Source organism: Pseudomonas sp. 21LCFQ010, from assembly GCF_024129905.1.
Lineage (GTDB): Bacteria > Pseudomonadota > Gammaproteobacteria > Pseudomonadales > Pseudomonadaceae > Aquipseudomonas.
Genome location: NZ_JAMYDZ010000016.1, coordinates 68,262 through 83,180, shown reverse-complemented (window position 1 = coordinate 83,180; position 14,919 = coordinate 68,262). Strand labels below are relative to the sequence as shown.

The window sequence follows — 14,919 nt, the reverse complement described above, 5'->3', positions numbered from 1 at the left end:
TCACAAGCCAGTGCCGACCAGCTTCGTAGGAAAATTCCCTATATTTGCCTGCATTCAGAACTGCAGAACCAGCGTTTTGAGCGGTGGCTGATTATCCAGTGACGGAAAATCATCGGCCGGTCGGATGACTTGCCACTCGCGCACGGGGCGTCCGGCCTTTTCAGCGCAACGCAGCACCTGTTCTTGCCATTCATCCATCGGCACCTTGGCGAGGTTGTTACAGCAGATCAGCACGCCATCTTCGGCAGTCGCCAGCAGTGCCGGTTTGAGCAGGCTTTGATAATCACGCCACAGATCGACCGTACCAAAGGCGCTTTTGGCCCAGGCGGGCGGGTCGAGCAGGACCAGGTCATATTGGCGTGGCAAAAGACGCGGATAGGCTGGCAGCTTCTGCCCGCGCCGGGCGGTGACCGGCAGGCCCGCCAACTGACGGATCGCCGGAAAGTAATCGGACTGGATGAACTGCATCGGTGGCAGTTGCGGATTGAGCATGCCGTTCTCGCGGCCGACTGCCAGGTTGCCCTCGGCGAAATCCAGGTTGCACACCTCGCGGGCGCCGCCGGCTGCTGCGCTGAGGCCGACCCCGCAGGTATAGGCGAACAAATTCAATACACTCTTGCCGGCGCTGTGTTGGCGCACCCAGCTGCGGGCATTGCGCAGGTCGAGAAACAGCAGCGGGTCCTGGCCTGGGTGTCTGGCACGGACCCGGTACTTCAAGCCGCCTTCATGGCCGACGCCATCCTGCAAGGCCGCTTCGCTGGCCTGAAATATACTGTCTTGGCGATCAATGCGGGAGTTGCCGCCCGAGCGGTCGTTGTACACCGGCAGCAGTTCAAGCCCAAGATGGCGCTGGACGGTATCGATCAACCCCGGTACGACGTCGCTCGCCAGGCTTTCATGGAAGCTCTGAATCAGCAACTGGGGGCCGTAGCGGTCGATGGTCAGACCCGCGGCACCTTCCTGGCTACCATGGAACAACCGGTAGCAATCGGTGCCTTGCGCATGCAGTTCAGCCAGCAGCGCTTGACGACGGTCGAGGGCGACGCTGAGCGCCTGGTTCAGGAAGGACATGCAAAGCGCCTCGGGCAGGAACAGGAATGAGGCGCGGGAGTTTATCAGTTACGCAGCCGGCACGGAGGGCTCTGCGTGCCGGCATGCCGGAGCGGTCAGCTGCGAACCACGCCATCGACACGTGGCTTGCGCACCCGGCGGCGGATGAAGAGGGCGCTGAACAGCACGATCAGGATCAGCACCGTGAAGAACACGGTGTTGAACACCGGGAAGGGCTCGTCACGGCTGCTGGTCGACTCAACGGCGGTGATGTTGGGGAACATCGACAGGATCTGGATACGCCAGCCGTAATGACGGATCAGGACCAGTTGCTGTGCGTCACGCGAGTAGCCTTGGGCTTTGGCCTGCAGGTCGGCCGAGTCGAACTTGAAATACCACGGGAAGCTCCAGCCGGTGTCTTCGTTGCGGTAAACCACGACTTTCTTGGTTTGCGGGTCTTCAGTGTTGATGAAGTAAACGTCACGGGTCGGGCCGTCTGCCGGGTTCTCGGCGTTGATCACGCCGTCAGCGTCCATGCGTTTGACTTCAACGCCAGTGACCAGCACCACATCATGCCGTGGCAGCAGGTAATGCAGGCTCAGTGCGCCCACGCCCACAACCAGAAAAACCACCAGCCAGATCGACCGTCTGAGCCACTTCATGTCATTGTCCTCTTTGAAGAATTGCTTGAGTGTCAGGAATCTGCGGCTTTCTACTAGAAATCGCGCGACTTTGCTTGAATTCCAGTATTTTGCAGCAAATCAGTTATTACAAAATTCGACAAGGCCATCACGGATGGCTGCAAACGACGGAGAGTTGCATGATCTGGTTCCTGGAAGGGCAGTCCAGCCAACGTGAAATCATCATGGGCGCACGCGAAGCCTTGCCAGCGTCGGTACGTATCGTTGCCTCGCATCGCCAGGAGCGTCCGGAGATCACCAGCCAGGCTGACATCGCCCTGCGCGAGCCGCACAACAGCGCCGAGCGAATCGACTGGGTGATCAGTACGGCCCGGCAACTGGGGGTAAAGGTGGTGGTGGCCGGACGCATTGGCAGTGTTTATGAAAACCATCGTCAGCGTTTCGCTGAAGCCGACCTCGATCTGGTCACCGGCGGCCTGTCGCCGCAAACCTTCCACAGCGTAGACGACAAGAGCTGTTTTACCGCCGCCGCCGAGCAGGCCGGGCTGGCCTGTATACCGGGCATCACGGTAACCAATGCCGAGCAATTGCAAGAGGCCTACGCCGCGTTGAGTGTTTACGGTGAGGTATGCATCAAGCCAACGGTCGGCATCTTTGGTCATGGCTTCTGGCGCTTCAAGGACGGCGTTGATGCGTTCCGCTGTTTTGCCAACCCTGATGCGCGCGAGACCACCTTCGACGCTTATCTGCAGGCCTATCGGCAACCTGGCGAGCGCCCTGCGATGTTGGTCATGCCGTACATGGCGGGCAGTGAGTGTTCGGTGGACCTGATCTGTGAAGGCGGCAAGGTGATTACCGGGGTCGGGCGGCGCAAGCAGGGCCTGCATCAGAGTTTTGAGCGCGATACGCCAGCGGTGCAGCTGGCGATGCAGGCAGCCGAGCACTTCGGCTGCGACGGCCTGGTCAATGTACAGACCCGCGATGACGCGCAGGGCAAACCGCACCTGCTGGAAATTAACCCGCGTTATTCCGGCGGTATCGGTTATACCCGTGAAACAGGCGTCAACTTGCCCGGTATTTTTGCGTGTCGACGTCTTGGCCTGAAAGAACCGGAAACAAATTGGTTGCCAAATATGCGCGTGAAGGCCATTACGGTGGCTGTACGGGCTCTCGCGTGATCGTGAATAATAGATTTTTACTATTAGTCAGTCTTTCAGCCCATCAAGGAGGACCGGTATGAAAGTGCTGGCACCTGGCGCAAACATCGCTCTTGCCAATGCCCGCTGCTCCTGGAATCTGGAGAGCGGCAAGGCTTCGGTTTTCGGCGACTTTGCCGCCGTTGCGCTGCTGCCGGTCAACGAGAAGCGCCAGCCTACCGGCGACGCCGCGTTGCTGCATGATGAGCAGCGCTGGATGGAATGGAGCGGCGGCCCGGAAAACGTCGGCTGCACCCTGACCCTCGACAACCTTCCGGGCGGCAGCGACCGGGTGCTGTTGATGGTTTATGTCTATGCAGCGGCCGGCCCGGTCAGTGACGTCAGCAGCCTGGCCCTGCAGATCGACAACGACATCGAGTATCGCCTTGACCTGCGCGACAACGGCGAAGCCTCGATCATCATCGGTGAGTTCTACCGCCGCAATGAGCAATGGAAATTTCGTGCCCTGAGCGAAGGCTCGGCCTATGGCCTGGCGGCATTCGGGCGCAACATCGGCCTGACGGTCAGCGATTACCACCCGCGGCGCGGTGCCAATAGCGGTGGCCAGAACGAACCGCGACATCAGTCAGCGACCGGCACGGCATTCGCGGTGGGGCCGGCGCACTTGATGACCTGTGCGCATGTCATCGAAGACATGAGCGTACTGCATATCAGCTCTCTGGAGGGCCGCTACAAGGTCGAACCGGTGGTGGTTGACCGACGCAATGACATTGCCTTGCTGCGCGTGCAGGGGGCCTCGCCGCTCCACTCATTGCCGTTTCGCGAAGGGCCGGGCTGCGAGGCGGGTGACAACGTCGTGGCACTGGGTTATCCGCTGGCGTCGATTTCCGGTGGCAGCCTGCAGGTCACCCAAGGCGGTATTTCCAGCCTGTTCGGCCTGCACAGCGATGCCAGCCTGTTGCAATTCACCGCACCGATCCAGCCTGGCTCCAGTGGCAGTCCACTGTTCGACAGCGGCGGCGCGGTGGTCGGCATGGTCACCTCCAGCGTGCCGGACGCACAGAATATGAACTTTGCAGTCAAATCCGCGCTGCTGGTGGCGTTTCTACAAGCCTGTCGGGTACCAACGACGTTGCTGCGCCCGGAAAGAACCTACAGCACAACTGAAATATCCCGTACCGCACAGTCGGCGTTATGGCTGGTCGAAGCCTCCCGTAGCTGACTCTGATTGGTCGGTACACCCCGATACACTTGCTTCTCCAACCAGGATTTGATCGATGAACAGCCGTCAGGCGCTTCCCCAACCGACCATGCTGCATGCCCAATTGATGCGTGGACGCCTCGATGTGACGGTGGATGCCTCCTCCATTGCCCCTGATTCGCTGTTCGGCTTTGCCGAGCGGCGTAACCCCAAGCGTGCCTTTCTGTTCGTCTCGCGAGTACTGGGCCGGCACATTCCTGTGCGCCCGGCGGTCATGCAGCAGAGTTTCGAAGACCTTGCAGCGCGGATTCCTGCGGACCTGCCGGGGCCGGTCCTGATCATCGGCATGGCAGAGACTGCCGTCGGCCTTGGTGCCGGGGTGCACCGCGCCTACAGCCAGGCCCGCGACGATGTGCTGTACATGGTCAGCACCCGGCATCCAACTGGTACTGAGTTGTTCGCCCGTTTCGAAGAAGAGCACAGCCATGCCAGTGCCCACCTGATTCACCAGCCTGTCGACCCGCTCCTGCGCGAAATGATGCTTGCCGCGCGTTCGCTGGTGCTGGTCGATGACGAAGCCTCGACCGGCAAGACCTTCATCAACCTGCATCACGCGCTGGTCGAGGCCGGCCTGACGCGGATCGAGCGATTGGTGACCTGTGTGCTGACCGACTGGTCGGCAGGCGCGGTCAGCCGCAGCGCAAACGTGCAGACCGAGCAGGTTTCGCTGCTGCAGGGTAACTATCACTTTGCCGAAGACCCTGAGGCGCCATTGCCTGAAATGCCTCAGGTAGGCACCGTGGCGGCGGGTGACTGGTCATTGTCGGCAGATAATGACTGGGGCCGCCTGGGGGTGCGTTCGGTCAACGACAGCCTGGCGCCGGACCTGCAAGTCAAGGCCGGGGAGAAAATCCTCGTGGTGGGTACCAGTGAGTTCGTCTGGCGGCCGTTCCTGCTGGCTGAGCGGCTGGAGCGGGCCGGTGCCGATGTGCATTTCAGTTCCACCAGCCGTTCGCCGATTGCTTTGGGCCATGCCATCGGCCATGCCTTGTCGTTCGCTGACAACTACGGGCTGGGGATTCCCAACTTTCTCTACAACGTCCGCCCCGGGCACTACGACCGGGTACTGATCTGCACCGAAACACCGGCTCAGGCCGTCGCTGCCGAACTGGTCGAAGCACTCAATGCCGAGGTCATCTGTGATGAGTAATCCACGCCCCCTGATTCTCGTCGACCTTGACGACACCCTGTTTCAGACCGCGCGCAAGACCGCGCCGGGTATCGAAAAGCACCCCGCGACCGTGGATATCAGCGGCAACCCCAACGGCTACATGACCAACGTGCAGCAATCGTTCGTCAACTGGATGCTGGCCAATGCCGACGTGGTGCCGGTGACCGCCCGCAGTGTCGAGGCCTACAGCCGGGTGAAGCTGCCATTCACGCAGGGCGCCATCTGCTCGCATGGCGGGGTGATGCTCGATGCCGGCGGCCGGGTGGATCAGGACTGGAACGAGCAGATGAAGCAAACCCTGGCGGCCTACCAGATGCGTTTGCATGAGCTGTGCGCCGCGACCCTGGCGATTGGTCAGGAACTGGGCTTTTCGTTGCGCGGCTGGGTGGTGGAGGAGGCGCGCCTGTTCCATTACGTGGTCACCAAGCACAACCAGAGCGACGACCGGATCCTTGAGCGGGTGCTGGCTGAAGTTCAGAGCCGTGGCCTGCTCGACGGCATGCATGTGCATGGCAATGGCAACAACCTGGCATTCTTGCCCGATGGCCTGGCCAAGCGCTACGCCGTGCAGGAATGGTTGCGCCGCGATCGGGCGGTGCATGGCGAGCGCCCGATACTGGGCTTTGGCGACAGCATCACTGACCTGGGCTTTATGAACGAATGTCACTGGTGGGCAACCCCGGCCCGCAGTCAGCTGGCCCGGGTGTTTCTGGAGGCGACCGGTGAGTAACCCGCGGCACGGCGCGGTGCGCGCTCCGATCCAGGGCATGCCCACCGTCGGCAGCGGCAGCTACCGTGAAGACGACGTGCAGTTTCTGCTGCGCAGTGTCGACATCGAAGTCACCGGCGTCGAAGAAAAAGAGCGGCTGATCCAGACCCGGCAAAAGCACTATTCGGAAATGATCAGCCAGGAACAGGCGCCGACGCCTGAGCACCAGCAGCTGTATGAGCGCGCCCTGGCGTACAACGGTCAGCGTATGGCCGAAGATGTCCAGGCACTTGCCCAAGCCCTTGACCGGGAGTGCCACGGGCCGCAGATCGTGCTGGTGTCGTTCGTGCGTGCCGGCCTGCCGCTGGGCGTGCTGCTGGGCCGCGCCCTGCGCGACCTGGGGCGCCAGGCCTGTCATTACGGCATCAGTATCATCCGCGACCGGGGCATCGATCAGCTTGCCCTGGAGACGATCATCGAGGCTCACGGCGCGCAGTCGATCGTGTTCGTCGACGGCTGGACCGGCAAAGGCGCAATCAGTGCTGAGGTACAACGTAGCCTGGCGCAAGACCCGCGTTTCAGCGGGCCGCCCCGGCTGGTGGTGCTCGCCGATCCCTGCGGCCGCGCCTGGCTGGCGGCCTCCGCCGAAGACTGGGTCATTCCTTCCGGGATTCTCGGTGCTACCGTTTCCGGGCTGGTCTCGCGCTCCATCTGGCCGGCTGAGGCCGGTTTGCATGGTTGTGTGGTCTACGATCATTTGCAGGCCCACGACGTGACCCGGCCGTTTGTCGACCGGATTGACGGCCTGCGTCGGCAGTTGCCGGCCGTGACCACGGCGCAGCCATGGTCGGCAGACCAGGCCGGGCAGCTGCAGGCGGCGGCGGGACAGGCCATTGATGGTCTTGCGGCGCGGTTTGCAGTGAGCAACTTCAACCGGATCAAACCGGGTATTGCGGAAGCGACGCGGGCCGTCATGCGCCGGGTACCTGATCATGTACTGGTGCGCGACGAGCGTGACAGTGACGTGCAGCTACTGTTGCATCTGACCGAACGGGCGGGTGTCCCGGTCGAGCAGGTTGGCGCTGCCCTTGGCCCCTATCGGGCGGCAACCATTATTCGGAGTCTCAGCTGATGGCCCTTTTTTCGCCTTATGCGCTGGGCGCGACCCTCTACATGCCGGCCACCCGGGAAGACATTCTCGAGGTGGTGTTCGGCCGCAAGATTCCCGAACTCCGCTCGTTGGTGGTGTGTCTGGAAGATGCCGTGGCGCCGGTTGATGTGACCACGGCGCTGGATAACTTGCGTGAAGTGCTGCTGCGTATCGAGACCGTTGGCGGGCGTCCCGAGAATGGCCCGTTGCTGTTCGTGCGGCCTCGTGATGCGCAAATGGCGGCGGTGCTCAACGACTGGCCGCTGATGCGCCATGTTGACGGTTTCGTGGTGCCCAAGCTGTCGCTGGGCAACCTGCGCAGTTGGGAGCAGGCAGTGACCAATCCGGCGCTGGCGCTGATGCCGACCCTGGAAACGCCTGAGGTTTTCAATCCGCAGGCCATGGCTGACTTGGGCCAGGCGCTCAAGGGCAGCCTCGATCAGCGCATCATTGCCCTGCGCATCGGTGGCAATGATCTGATGGGCTGTCTGGGGTTGCGACGCAATCCGGCCATGACGCTGTATGGCACGCCGATGGGCTATGTGATTCCGATGCTGGCGGGGGTCATGGGGTCGCTGGGTTTTGCCCTGACCGCGCCGGTCTTCGAACAACTGGCAACCCCGGAGATTCTTGAGCAGGAGCTTGCACTGGACATCTCCCATGGCCTGGTGGGCAAGACCGCGATCCATCCTTCGCAGATCACCACCATCCAGAACGCCTTGCGGGTCAGCCTGGAAGATATGAATTCTGCACGGATGATATTGAACTCTGCGGCGGCTGCGGTGTTCAAGTACAACGACGCGATGTGTGAGCCGGCCACCCATTACCAGTGGGCAACCCGCATCATGGAGCGCGCCAAGTGGCATGGCGTGTTGCCGGCGCCGGCTGCAATCGTGGATGCCAGCATTCGACTCGCTGAGGCGGTTAGCTAAATGACAGAGCCAGTGATAGAACCCGATCTGGAAGTTGAGGTGCAGGAGCGCCTGTTGGCGGTGTTCGATTTTGACGGAACCCTGACCCGGCATGACAGCTTCGTACCTTTTCTGAAGTTCGCCTTCGGTCAGCGGACATTTTCCTCGCGCATGGCGCGCATGGTGCTGCCCGGTCTCGGTTATCTGGCGCGGCGCGTGACCCGCGACGAGTTGAAAGCGCGATTGATCAAAGCTTTCCTCAGCGGCGTCGAAGCCCAGTGGGTCGAGGAAAAGGCCCAGGCCTTCTGCGACGCGTGGTGGGATCGCCTGATGCGCCCGACCGCCTTGGTTTCGGTGGCAGCCGAGCTTGAAAAGGGCGCCATTGTGACGCTCTGCTCGGCATCGCCGGAAATCGTGCTGCGCCCGTTTGCCGATCGTCTCAAGGTCGAGCTGATCGGCACCAGCCTTGAGATTGTCGATGGCAAGCTGACCGGGCTGATCGAAGGCAGCAATTGCCGACGTGATTCCAAGGTCAGCCGTCTTGAAGGTGTTTACGGCCCGCTGAGCCAGTTCCGGGTGCGCGCCTGGGGCGACACCAGTGGTGACCACGAATTGCTCGCCGCCGCCCAGGATGCCCATTGGCGACATTTCCATCCGGCGTGGCAGCGGGGGCGCTACAAGGCCCTGCCCAAGACCACGTCCAAGGCGGCCATTAACGCCAAGTTACACAATCGAGATGGCTTTGATGAGCCATCGCGGTAACGCTGTCACGCTTTTAATCCGACTACCGTAGTTCAAGGGAGCGAAAAATGGCACTCACGTTGGCAAAAAACCAGACAATCTCGCTGGAAAAGACCGCCGGCACGGGCCTTAAAAAGGTCAGCATGGGCCTGGGCTGGGATCCCGAGAAAGCCAGCGGGTTCTTCGGCAAACTGCTCGGCGGCGGTGGCGAGATCGACCTTGATGCCTCGTGCATCATGCTCGACGCCGACAAAAAGCCGCTGGACCTGGTCTGGTTCCGTCAGTTGCAATCGCGCGACGGCGCCATCCAGCACTCCGGCGACAACCGTACCGGCGAAGGCGCCGGTGACGACGAAACGATCAGCGTCGACCTGGAGCGTCTGCCGGGCACCGTCAAGTACCTGGTGTTCACCGTCAACTCGTTCACCGGGCAGACCTTCGAGAAGGTCGCCAACGCCTATTGCCGTATCGTCGACAATGGCTCGCGCAACGAGCTGGGTCGCTTCGACCTGTCCGAGAAAGGTCATCACACCGGTGTGGTCATGTCCTACCTGACCCGTACCGCAAGCGGCTGGGACTTCACCGCAGTCGGTCAGGTGACCAACGGCCGTACCGCTGACGATCTGGTCGATCTGGCCATTGGAGCGATTCGCGCATGACCCAACTTGTCCCAGGCGCCAACGCGCCAGTAGCGGCCGGCCCATTGACGGTCGACGTCGAGTACTCGCCTCTGGCAGGTGCGGAAATCGACATCTCTGCATTTTTGCTGACCAATACCGGCAAGGTGCGTGGCGACCAGGACATGTGTTTCTACGGCCAGACCAGCGTCAACGGCGGCGCTGTGCAACTGACCGACAGCGCTACCGGCAAGGTGCGCTTCAATCTGGACCTGGCGCGACTGGACCCGGCGATCGAGAAGGTTGCACTGACCGCAACCATCCACGAGAACAAGGCCAGTTTCGATAAGGTCTCGCGTTTGCAGGTGAGCATCAGCGGCGGTCTTGAGGCGGCAATTTCCACCTCGGGCATGCAGGAAACCGCACTGATTCTTGGTGAGTTCTATCTGCGTCAGGGCGCCTGGAAATTCCGCTGCGTTGCTCAGGGCTTTGCTGGCGGCCTGGAGCCACTGGCGAAGAACTTCGGGGTTGAAGTGGCGGCTCCCGAGGTGCAGCCTCCAGCTCCAGCTCCAGCTCCAGCTCCAGCTCCAGCTCCAGCTCCGGCACCTGCGGCCAAACCCACGGTCAGCCTGAGCAAGATCACGCTGGACAAGACACGCGCCTCGATCAGTCTGGAAAAGACCAGTGCCGGTTTCGGCGAAATTCGCGTCAACCTGAACTGGAACCGCCGCAGCGAAGGTTCGGGCGGTTTTTTCTCGCGGCTCAAAAGCAATGCCATCGATCTCGATGTCGGCTGCCTGTTCGAGCTGCAGGACGGTTACAAGGGCGCCGTGCAGGCGCTGGGCAATGCCTTCGGTTCGCTGCAGGAAGAGCCTTACATCAAGCTGATGGGCGACGACCGTACCGGTTCTGTCAGTGAGGGTGAGTGGTTGCATATCAATGGCAGCCACTGGAGCAAGATTCGCCGGATCCTGATCTACGCCTTCATTTACGAGGGCGCACCGAACTGGAAGGAAACCGACGGGGTGATCACGATCCACGTGCCAGGCCAGCCACCGATCGAGGTGCGTCTGAACGAGGAGGGCGGTCGCCAGGGCATGTGTGCGATCGCCCTGCTGGAAAACGACAACGGCGCGGTCAAGGTGACTCGCCGGGTTGATTTCCATAACGGCCACAGCAATATGGACAAGGCTTACAACTGGGGTATGCGCTGGGCGGCTGGCTCGAAGTGAATGTCGTTGATGTCAGTGGGTGCCTCTAAAAACGTAGGCGAGGCAGCCAGCGCCAGGCGAAATCAGGCTAAAAAGCGGAGCTTACGGGTTGTAAGTGAGCACTTTTAGCCTGATTTCAACAACGCGATGGCCACGCAGGTAGTTTTTAGAGGTGCCCACGTGGATTCCGTAATTAAGAGTGTTGGGGCGGCCGTGCCGCTCCAAAGGGGGATAGAATGCTGGACTGGTTGAAAAGCAATGCAACAGCGGCGCGTGACAAACTCGCCTCTGAGGTCTCGAAGTACAAGAACCGCGAATTCCTTGATGCGGTCGTGTCGGGATGTGCGCTGGTCGCGGCTGCTGATGGTGATATCAGCTCCGCCGAGAAGCAGAAGATGGCGGGTTTCATCCAGAACTCCCAGGAACTCAAAGCCTTTGACATGAAAGATGTCATCAAGGCCTTCCAGGATGCTTGCTCCAAGTTCGAATTCGATGTCGAGATCGGTCGTGCCGAAGCACTCAAGACCATTGGCAAGATCAAGAACAAGGAAGATGCTGCGCGTCTGTTGATTCGCGTCTGCTGCGCCATTGGTGGTGCCGACGGCAGTTTCGAAGAAAGCGAGCGCCAGGTGTGCCGGATCATTTGTCGCGAACTGGGCCTGAACCCGGCCGACTTCGATCTGTAATCTATATCCCTCGAGGTACTCTGTTAAATGGAAAGCAGCACTGCTATCGGCTTCCCGCCCCTGACAATGACCGTATTTATCGGTCTTGCCGTTGGCGCGATGATCATCGACCTCTTTTCGCACCGCGGCAACAAGCCGATCACCCTGACCCAGGCCTCCCTGTGGTCGATCTTCTGGGTCGCCATCTCGGTGGCGTTCGGCGTGTTCCTGTACTTCCAGCACGGCTCAGAAGTTTCGACCCTGTTCTTTACCGGCTATGCGCTGGAAAAAGTCCTCAGTGTCGACAACCTGTTCGTGTTCATGGCCCTGTTCGCCTGGTTCAAGATTCCCGATGGCCTGCGCCATCGTGTTCTGTACTGGGGCATCATGGGCGCCATTGTGTTCCGCGGCATCTTCGTGGCCATCGGTACCGGCCTGCTGGCCCTGGGCCCATGGGTCGAAGTGGTGTTTGCGATCATCGTTGCCTGGACCGCAATCATGATGTTGCGTGCCGGCGATGACGACGACGAAGAGATCGACTACTCGCAGCACATGGCTTACCGCTTCGCCAAGAAACTGTTCCCGGTCTGGCCAAAGCTGCACGGCCACAACTTCTTCGTGCGCCGTTCGGTACTCGAAGAAGAGATCAAGAAGCCTGAAAACGCCGGTATCACTCTGGCGGCCAAAGGTGCTCTGTTTGCAACCCCACTGTTTCTGTGTGTGGTTGTGGCCGAGATCTCCGACGTGCTGTTCGCTTTCGACTCGGTACCGGCGATCATCGCTGTCAGCCGTGAGCCGCTGATCGTCTACTCGGCGATGCTGTTCGCAATCCTGGGCCTGCGTACCCTGTACTTCGTCCTCGAAGCACTCAAGCGCTACCTGGTGCACCTGGAAAAAGCAGTTATTGCGTTGCTGTTCTTCATCGCCTTCAAACTGGGCCTGAACGCAACCGATCACATCTTCGGCCACGGCTACGGCATCAGCCCGAACACCAGCCTGATCGTCGTCATGGTTGTACTGGCCATCGGTATTCTGGCCAGCGTACTGTTCCCGGCCAAAGACGAAGAACCGGCTGCAAAAGCGTAAATACTGGAAAAAGGAGATTACCCAATCATGGCTTTGACTCTGCAAAAAGGTGGCAACCTTTCGCTGTCCAAGACTGACCCGAGCCTGACCAATGTGTTGATCGGCCTGGGCTGGGATCCACGCGCCACCGACGGTCAGGAGTTCGATCTGGACGCCAGTGCTTTTCTGATCGGCGCCAGTGGCAAGGTCCGCAGTGAAGCGGATTTCATTTTCTACAACCAGCTCAAGAGCGCTGATGGCTCCGTCGAGCACACCGGTGACAACCGTACCGGTGCCGGTGACGGCGACGACGAAGTGATCAAGGTCGACCTGAGCCGCGTACCGGCCGACGTCGAGAAAGTCGTGTTCGTGGTCACCATCCATGACGCCGATTCGCGCAAGCAGAACTTCGGTCAGGTGGGTGGTTCGTTCATTCGCGTGGTCAACGAGAAAAGCGGCAGCGAGATCGTACGTTACGACCTGGCTGAAGATGCCTCGACCGAAACCGCCATGCTGTTCGCCGAACTGTACCGCAACAATGGCGAGTGGAAATTCCGCGCTGTCGGCCAGGGTTATGCCGGTGGCCTGCGCGCTGTTGCCAACAATCTCGGCCTGAATTTCTGATTCAGGCTTTATCTGTATTCACTGGAGGAACACGCAAATGGCTGTAAGTCTGAGCAAAGGCGGCAACGTCTCTCTGTCCAAAGAAGCTCCTGGTCTGTCGGAAATCACTGTTGGCCTGGGCTGGGACCCTCGCGTGACTGACGGTACCGAGTTCGACCTCGACGCTTCGATCTTCGTCGTTGGTGAAAATGGCAAGGTGCTGAACGACAGCGGCTTCATTTTCTACAACAACAAGAAGTCGGCTGATGGCTCGGTCGAGCACCTGGGCGACAACCGCTCCGGCGCTGGCGAAGGCGACGACGAGTCGGTACTGGTCAAGCTGACCGGCCTGGCTGCCGACGTGAAGAAGCTGGTGTTCGCTGTGACCATCCACGACGCCGATGCACGCAAGCAGAGCTTCGGTCAGGTTTCCAACGCCTACATCCGCGTTGTGAACAAGGCTGACGGCAAGGAAATCGCCCGTTACGACCTGTCGGAAGATGCTTCCACCGAAACCGCGATGATCTTCGGTGAGCTGTATCGTCACAACGACGAGTTCAAGTTCAAGGCCATCGGCCAGGGCTTCGCCGGCGGCCTCAAGCCACTGGCTGAAGCTCATGGTGTATCGATCGGCTGATCCTGATCGGTAAACAAAAACCGCCATCTTCGATGGCGGTTTTTTTATTAGAGAATTCCTGCGCTTTTGGCTGCCTTCAGCCAGTCAGGAAACTCCTCCATCAGCAGGTCATAGAGTTTCTCTTCAGCAATCTCGTCCAGTCGGTCGAGGGCGAAGAAATTGCAGTTATCCACCACTCGGCCTTCCATGTCGTCGAGCTTCTCCAGAACTCCGTAACCATGCCCGCCCAGGCCGACAAACTGCCAGAAGATCGGTAGCCTGGCGGCTTCGCTCATCAGTTTGATGATCTCGCGGTTCTGCGATACGCCGCCATCGCTGATGAACAGGATATACACCGGGGTACGGTCGCCAGACTGCTTGTAGAAGTCGATCACCTGACGCATGACCTTGGGTTCGTTATTGACCCGTGAACCCAGTTCCCAGTCGCGCCAGCCGCCATGGTCGGTCTTGATGAAATCGCGGAAGTTGCTCAAGGTGACCGGCGTCAAGCGCATTGGCTTTGCGGCAAAGGCCCAGCAATCCAGCGCGCCGTCATCGTCAAAATGCACTGCCAGCGGCAACAGACGGTCAACGACTTCCTGGACATGGCCTCTGGAGTACTGGCCGTTCATGGAGCCGGAAGCATCCAGCACCAGCCCGACCCGGGCGCGGGTATCGGTCAACTGCGCCTTTTCCAGACTGACCTGGGCTTTCTTGGCCAGGCTGACCAGTTGTGGGGCCGCCTCGGCCACTTTCTTTTCCAGAGAAATTTTCGCGGTCGCCACGACAGGTGCCGGTGCCGGAGCAGGCTCATCGGCGACCTCGCCGCCAAAATGCACCACCAGGGCATCGAGCCCTGCGTTGTAGCCCTGCAGGTTGGAAGCCAGCCGCCACTCACCGTTCTTGCGATACAGGTCAATGACCATGATCGCTTTTTCGGCGTTGAAGCTGCTGCCGGAGAACTCGCCGCGGGCAACCTCGCGACCCGCCTGGCCGATACTGAAGTGGCTGGCGCGGATCTGCTGCATGGTGCCTGCACCATCGATCGAGGCGGTGAACACCAGCCGATCAATGCTGGCCGGCAGGCTGCTCAGGTTCAGGCGAAACTCATTGCCTTGCTGCTGGATGCTATTGCACGGGCTGGCCGGCTGATTGAAGAAGATCATGTAGCGATCATCTGACAGCTTGCCGTTGGCGTCGACGCCGAAGCACACATAGTCAATGATATGTGGCGAGTCGATGGCGAGGGTCAGGGTCAATGTCTGGCCCGAGATCAGGTTCGACAGCGGGACACGTTGTCCTTGGGAAATCAGCATGGCGCCTCCTGGAGTTTGATGTGGACGTTTGACCG

General features: G+C 60.3%; 16 protein-coding genes. 13 read left to right on the top strand and 3 right to left on the bottom strand.

Features of this window, described 5'->3' with window-relative positions; translation table 11 throughout:
* Positions 1 to 54: 54 nt before the first annotated feature.
* Together NJC38_RS18370 and NJC38_RS18365 are read right to left on the bottom strand one after the other, a co-directional pair.
* Positions 55 to 1,071, bottom strand: coding sequence for a class I SAM-dependent methyltransferase (locus tag NJC38_RS18370; protein WP_253116360.1), 1,017 nt, complete (start codon positions 1,069 to 1,071; stop codon positions 55 to 57).
* Between the two features lie 95 nt (positions 1,072 to 1,166).
* A complete protein-coding gene (locus NJC38_RS18365; protein ID WP_045487759.1) occupies positions 1,167 to 1,712 on the bottom strand; it encodes a DUF1523 family protein in 546 nt (181 codons plus the stop codon).
* A 158-nt stretch (positions 1,713 to 1,870) separates the two neighbouring features.
* Here NJC38_RS18365 and NJC38_RS18360 point away from each other — a divergent pair, with 158 nt between their 5' ends.
* From NJC38_RS18360 to NJC38_RS18300, 13 genes are all read left to right on the top strand, one after another.
* Positions 1,871 to 2,869 (top strand): ATP-grasp domain-containing protein, encoded by a 999-nt coding sequence (locus NJC38_RS18360; protein WP_253116357.1) that lies wholly within the window; start codon positions 1,871 to 1,873, stop codon positions 2,867 to 2,869.
* A 58-nt stretch (positions 2,870 to 2,927) separates the two neighbouring features.
* Positions 2,928 to 4,070 (top strand): trypsin-like peptidase domain-containing protein, encoded by a 1,143-nt coding sequence (locus NJC38_RS18355; RefSeq protein ID WP_253116355.1) that lies wholly within the window; start codon positions 2,928 to 2,930, stop codon positions 4,068 to 4,070.
* Positions 4,071 to 4,125: 55 nt separating this feature from the next.
* Positions 4,126 to 5,259, top strand: a complete 1,134-nt coding sequence (locus NJC38_RS18350; RefSeq protein ID WP_253116353.1) for a phosphoribosyltransferase domain-containing protein — start codon at positions 4,126 to 4,128, stop codon at positions 5,257 to 5,259.
* Entirely contained in the window at positions 5,252 to 6,010 is a 759-nt protein-coding gene (locus NJC38_RS18345; RefSeq protein WP_253116351.1) for a trehalose phosphatase, read from the top strand. Before NJC38_RS18350 ends, NJC38_RS18345 begins: the two co-directional genes overlap by 8 nt.
* 16 nt (positions 6,011 to 6,026) lie before the next feature.
* A complete protein-coding gene (locus NJC38_RS18340) occupies positions 6,027 to 7,121 on the top strand; it encodes a cysteine protease StiP domain-containing protein (protein WP_253116406.1) in 1,095 nt (364 codons plus the stop codon).
* Complete coding sequence (locus tag NJC38_RS18335) at positions 7,121 to 8,071, top strand: HpcH/HpaI aldolase/citrate lyase family protein (protein WP_253116349.1); 951 nt, start codon at positions 7,121 to 7,123, stop codon at positions 8,069 to 8,071. Before NJC38_RS18340 ends, NJC38_RS18335 begins: the two co-directional genes overlap by 1 nt.
* On the top strand, positions 8,072 to 8,812 hold the full coding sequence (locus NJC38_RS18330; RefSeq protein WP_253116347.1) for an HAD-IB family hydrolase: 741 nt from the start codon (positions 8,072 to 8,074) through the stop codon (positions 8,810 to 8,812). It abuts the gene before it with no gap.
* Between the two features lie 47 nt (positions 8,813 to 8,859).
* Positions 8,860 to 9,450, top strand: coding sequence for a TerD family protein (locus NJC38_RS18325; RefSeq protein ID WP_045487778.1), 591 nt, complete (start codon positions 8,860 to 8,862; stop codon positions 9,448 to 9,450).
* Positions 9,447 to 10,640, top strand: a complete 1,194-nt coding sequence (locus NJC38_RS18320; RefSeq protein ID WP_253116345.1) for a TerD family protein — start codon at positions 9,447 to 9,449, stop codon at positions 10,638 to 10,640. Before NJC38_RS18325 ends, NJC38_RS18320 begins: the two co-directional genes overlap by 4 nt.
* A 215-nt stretch (positions 10,641 to 10,855) precedes the next feature.
* The gene (locus tag NJC38_RS18315) at positions 10,856 to 11,305 is read left to right on the top strand and encodes a tellurite resistance TerB family protein (protein WP_045487784.1); all 450 of its coding nucleotides are present in this window, start codon (positions 10,856 to 10,858) and stop codon (positions 11,303 to 11,305) included.
* A 27-nt stretch (positions 11,306 to 11,332) separates the two neighbouring features.
* Entirely contained in the window at positions 11,333 to 12,370 is a 1,038-nt protein-coding gene (locus NJC38_RS18310; protein WP_045487787.1) for a TerC/Alx family metal homeostasis membrane protein, read from the top strand.
* A gap of 27 nt (positions 12,371 to 12,397) precedes the next feature.
* Positions 12,398 to 12,973: a TerD family protein gene (locus NJC38_RS18305; protein WP_045487790.1), complete on the top strand. Its 576-nt coding sequence runs from the start codon at positions 12,398 to 12,400 to the stop codon at positions 12,971 to 12,973.
* Positions 12,974 to 13,010: 37 nt separating this feature from the next.
* Positions 13,011 to 13,589: a TerD family protein gene (locus NJC38_RS18300; RefSeq protein WP_045487792.1), complete on the top strand. Its 579-nt coding sequence runs from the start codon at positions 13,011 to 13,013 to the stop codon at positions 13,587 to 13,589.
* Between the two features lie 47 nt (positions 13,590 to 13,636).
* On the opposite strand, the gene NJC38_RS18295 is transcribed toward NJC38_RS18300, so the two are convergent.
* Positions 13,637 to 14,884 (bottom strand): VWA domain-containing protein, encoded by a 1,248-nt coding sequence (locus NJC38_RS18295; protein ID WP_253116343.1) that lies wholly within the window; start codon positions 14,882 to 14,884, stop codon positions 13,637 to 13,639.
* Positions 14,885 to 14,919: the final 35 nt, after the last annotated feature.

What these genes read in the sequence shown, in the direction of transcription:
- NJC38_RS18335 (WP_253116349.1), top strand. Translation starts at nt 7,121, where the DNA reads ATGGCCCTTTTTTCGCCTTATGCGCTGGGCGCGACCCTCTACATGCCG.
- NJC38_RS18300 (WP_045487792.1), top strand. Translation starts at nt 13,011, where the DNA reads ATGGCTGTAAGTCTGAGCAAAGGCGGCAACGTCTCTCTGTCCAAAGAA.
- NJC38_RS18310 (WP_045487787.1), top strand. Translation starts at nt 11,333, where the DNA reads ATGGAAAGCAGCACTGCTATCGGCTTCCCGCCCCTGACAATGACCGTA.
- NJC38_RS18325 (WP_045487778.1), top strand. Translation starts at nt 8,860, where the DNA reads ATGGCACTCACGTTGGCAAAAAACCAGACAATCTCGCTGGAAAAGACC.
- NJC38_RS18355 (WP_253116355.1), top strand. Translation starts at nt 2,928, where the DNA reads ATGAAAGTGCTGGCACCTGGCGCAAACATCGCTCTTGCCAATGCCCGC.
- NJC38_RS18295 (WP_253116343.1), bottom strand. Translation starts at nt 14,884, where the DNA reads ATGCTGATTTCCCAAGGACAACGTGTCCCGCTGTCGAACCTGATCTCG.
- NJC38_RS18320 (WP_253116345.1), top strand. Translation starts at nt 9,447, where the DNA reads ATGACCCAACTTGTCCCAGGCGCCAACGCGCCAGTAGCGGCCGGCCCA.
- NJC38_RS18370 (WP_253116360.1), bottom strand. Translation starts at nt 1,071, where the DNA reads ATGTCCTTCCTGAACCAGGCGCTCAGCGTCGCCCTCGACCGTCGTCAA.
- NJC38_RS18330 (WP_253116347.1), top strand. Translation starts at nt 8,072, where the DNA reads ATGACAGAGCCAGTGATAGAACCCGATCTGGAAGTTGAGGTGCAGGAG.
- NJC38_RS18305 (WP_045487790.1), top strand. Translation starts at nt 12,398, where the DNA reads ATGGCTTTGACTCTGCAAAAAGGTGGCAACCTTTCGCTGTCCAAGACT.
- NJC38_RS18365 (WP_045487759.1), bottom strand. Translation starts at nt 1,712, where the DNA reads ATGAAGTGGCTCAGACGGTCGATCTGGCTGGTGGTTTTTCTGGTTGTG.
- NJC38_RS18350 (WP_253116353.1), top strand. Translation starts at nt 4,126, where the DNA reads ATGAACAGCCGTCAGGCGCTTCCCCAACCGACCATGCTGCATGCCCAA.
- NJC38_RS18345 (WP_253116351.1), top strand. Translation starts at nt 5,252, where the DNA reads ATGAGTAATCCACGCCCCCTGATTCTCGTCGACCTTGACGACACCCTG.
- NJC38_RS18315 (WP_045487784.1), top strand. Translation starts at nt 10,856, where the DNA reads ATGCTGGACTGGTTGAAAAGCAATGCAACAGCGGCGCGTGACAAACTC.
- NJC38_RS18360 (WP_253116357.1), top strand. Translation starts at nt 1,871, where the DNA reads ATGATCTGGTTCCTGGAAGGGCAGTCCAGCCAACGTGAAATCATCATG.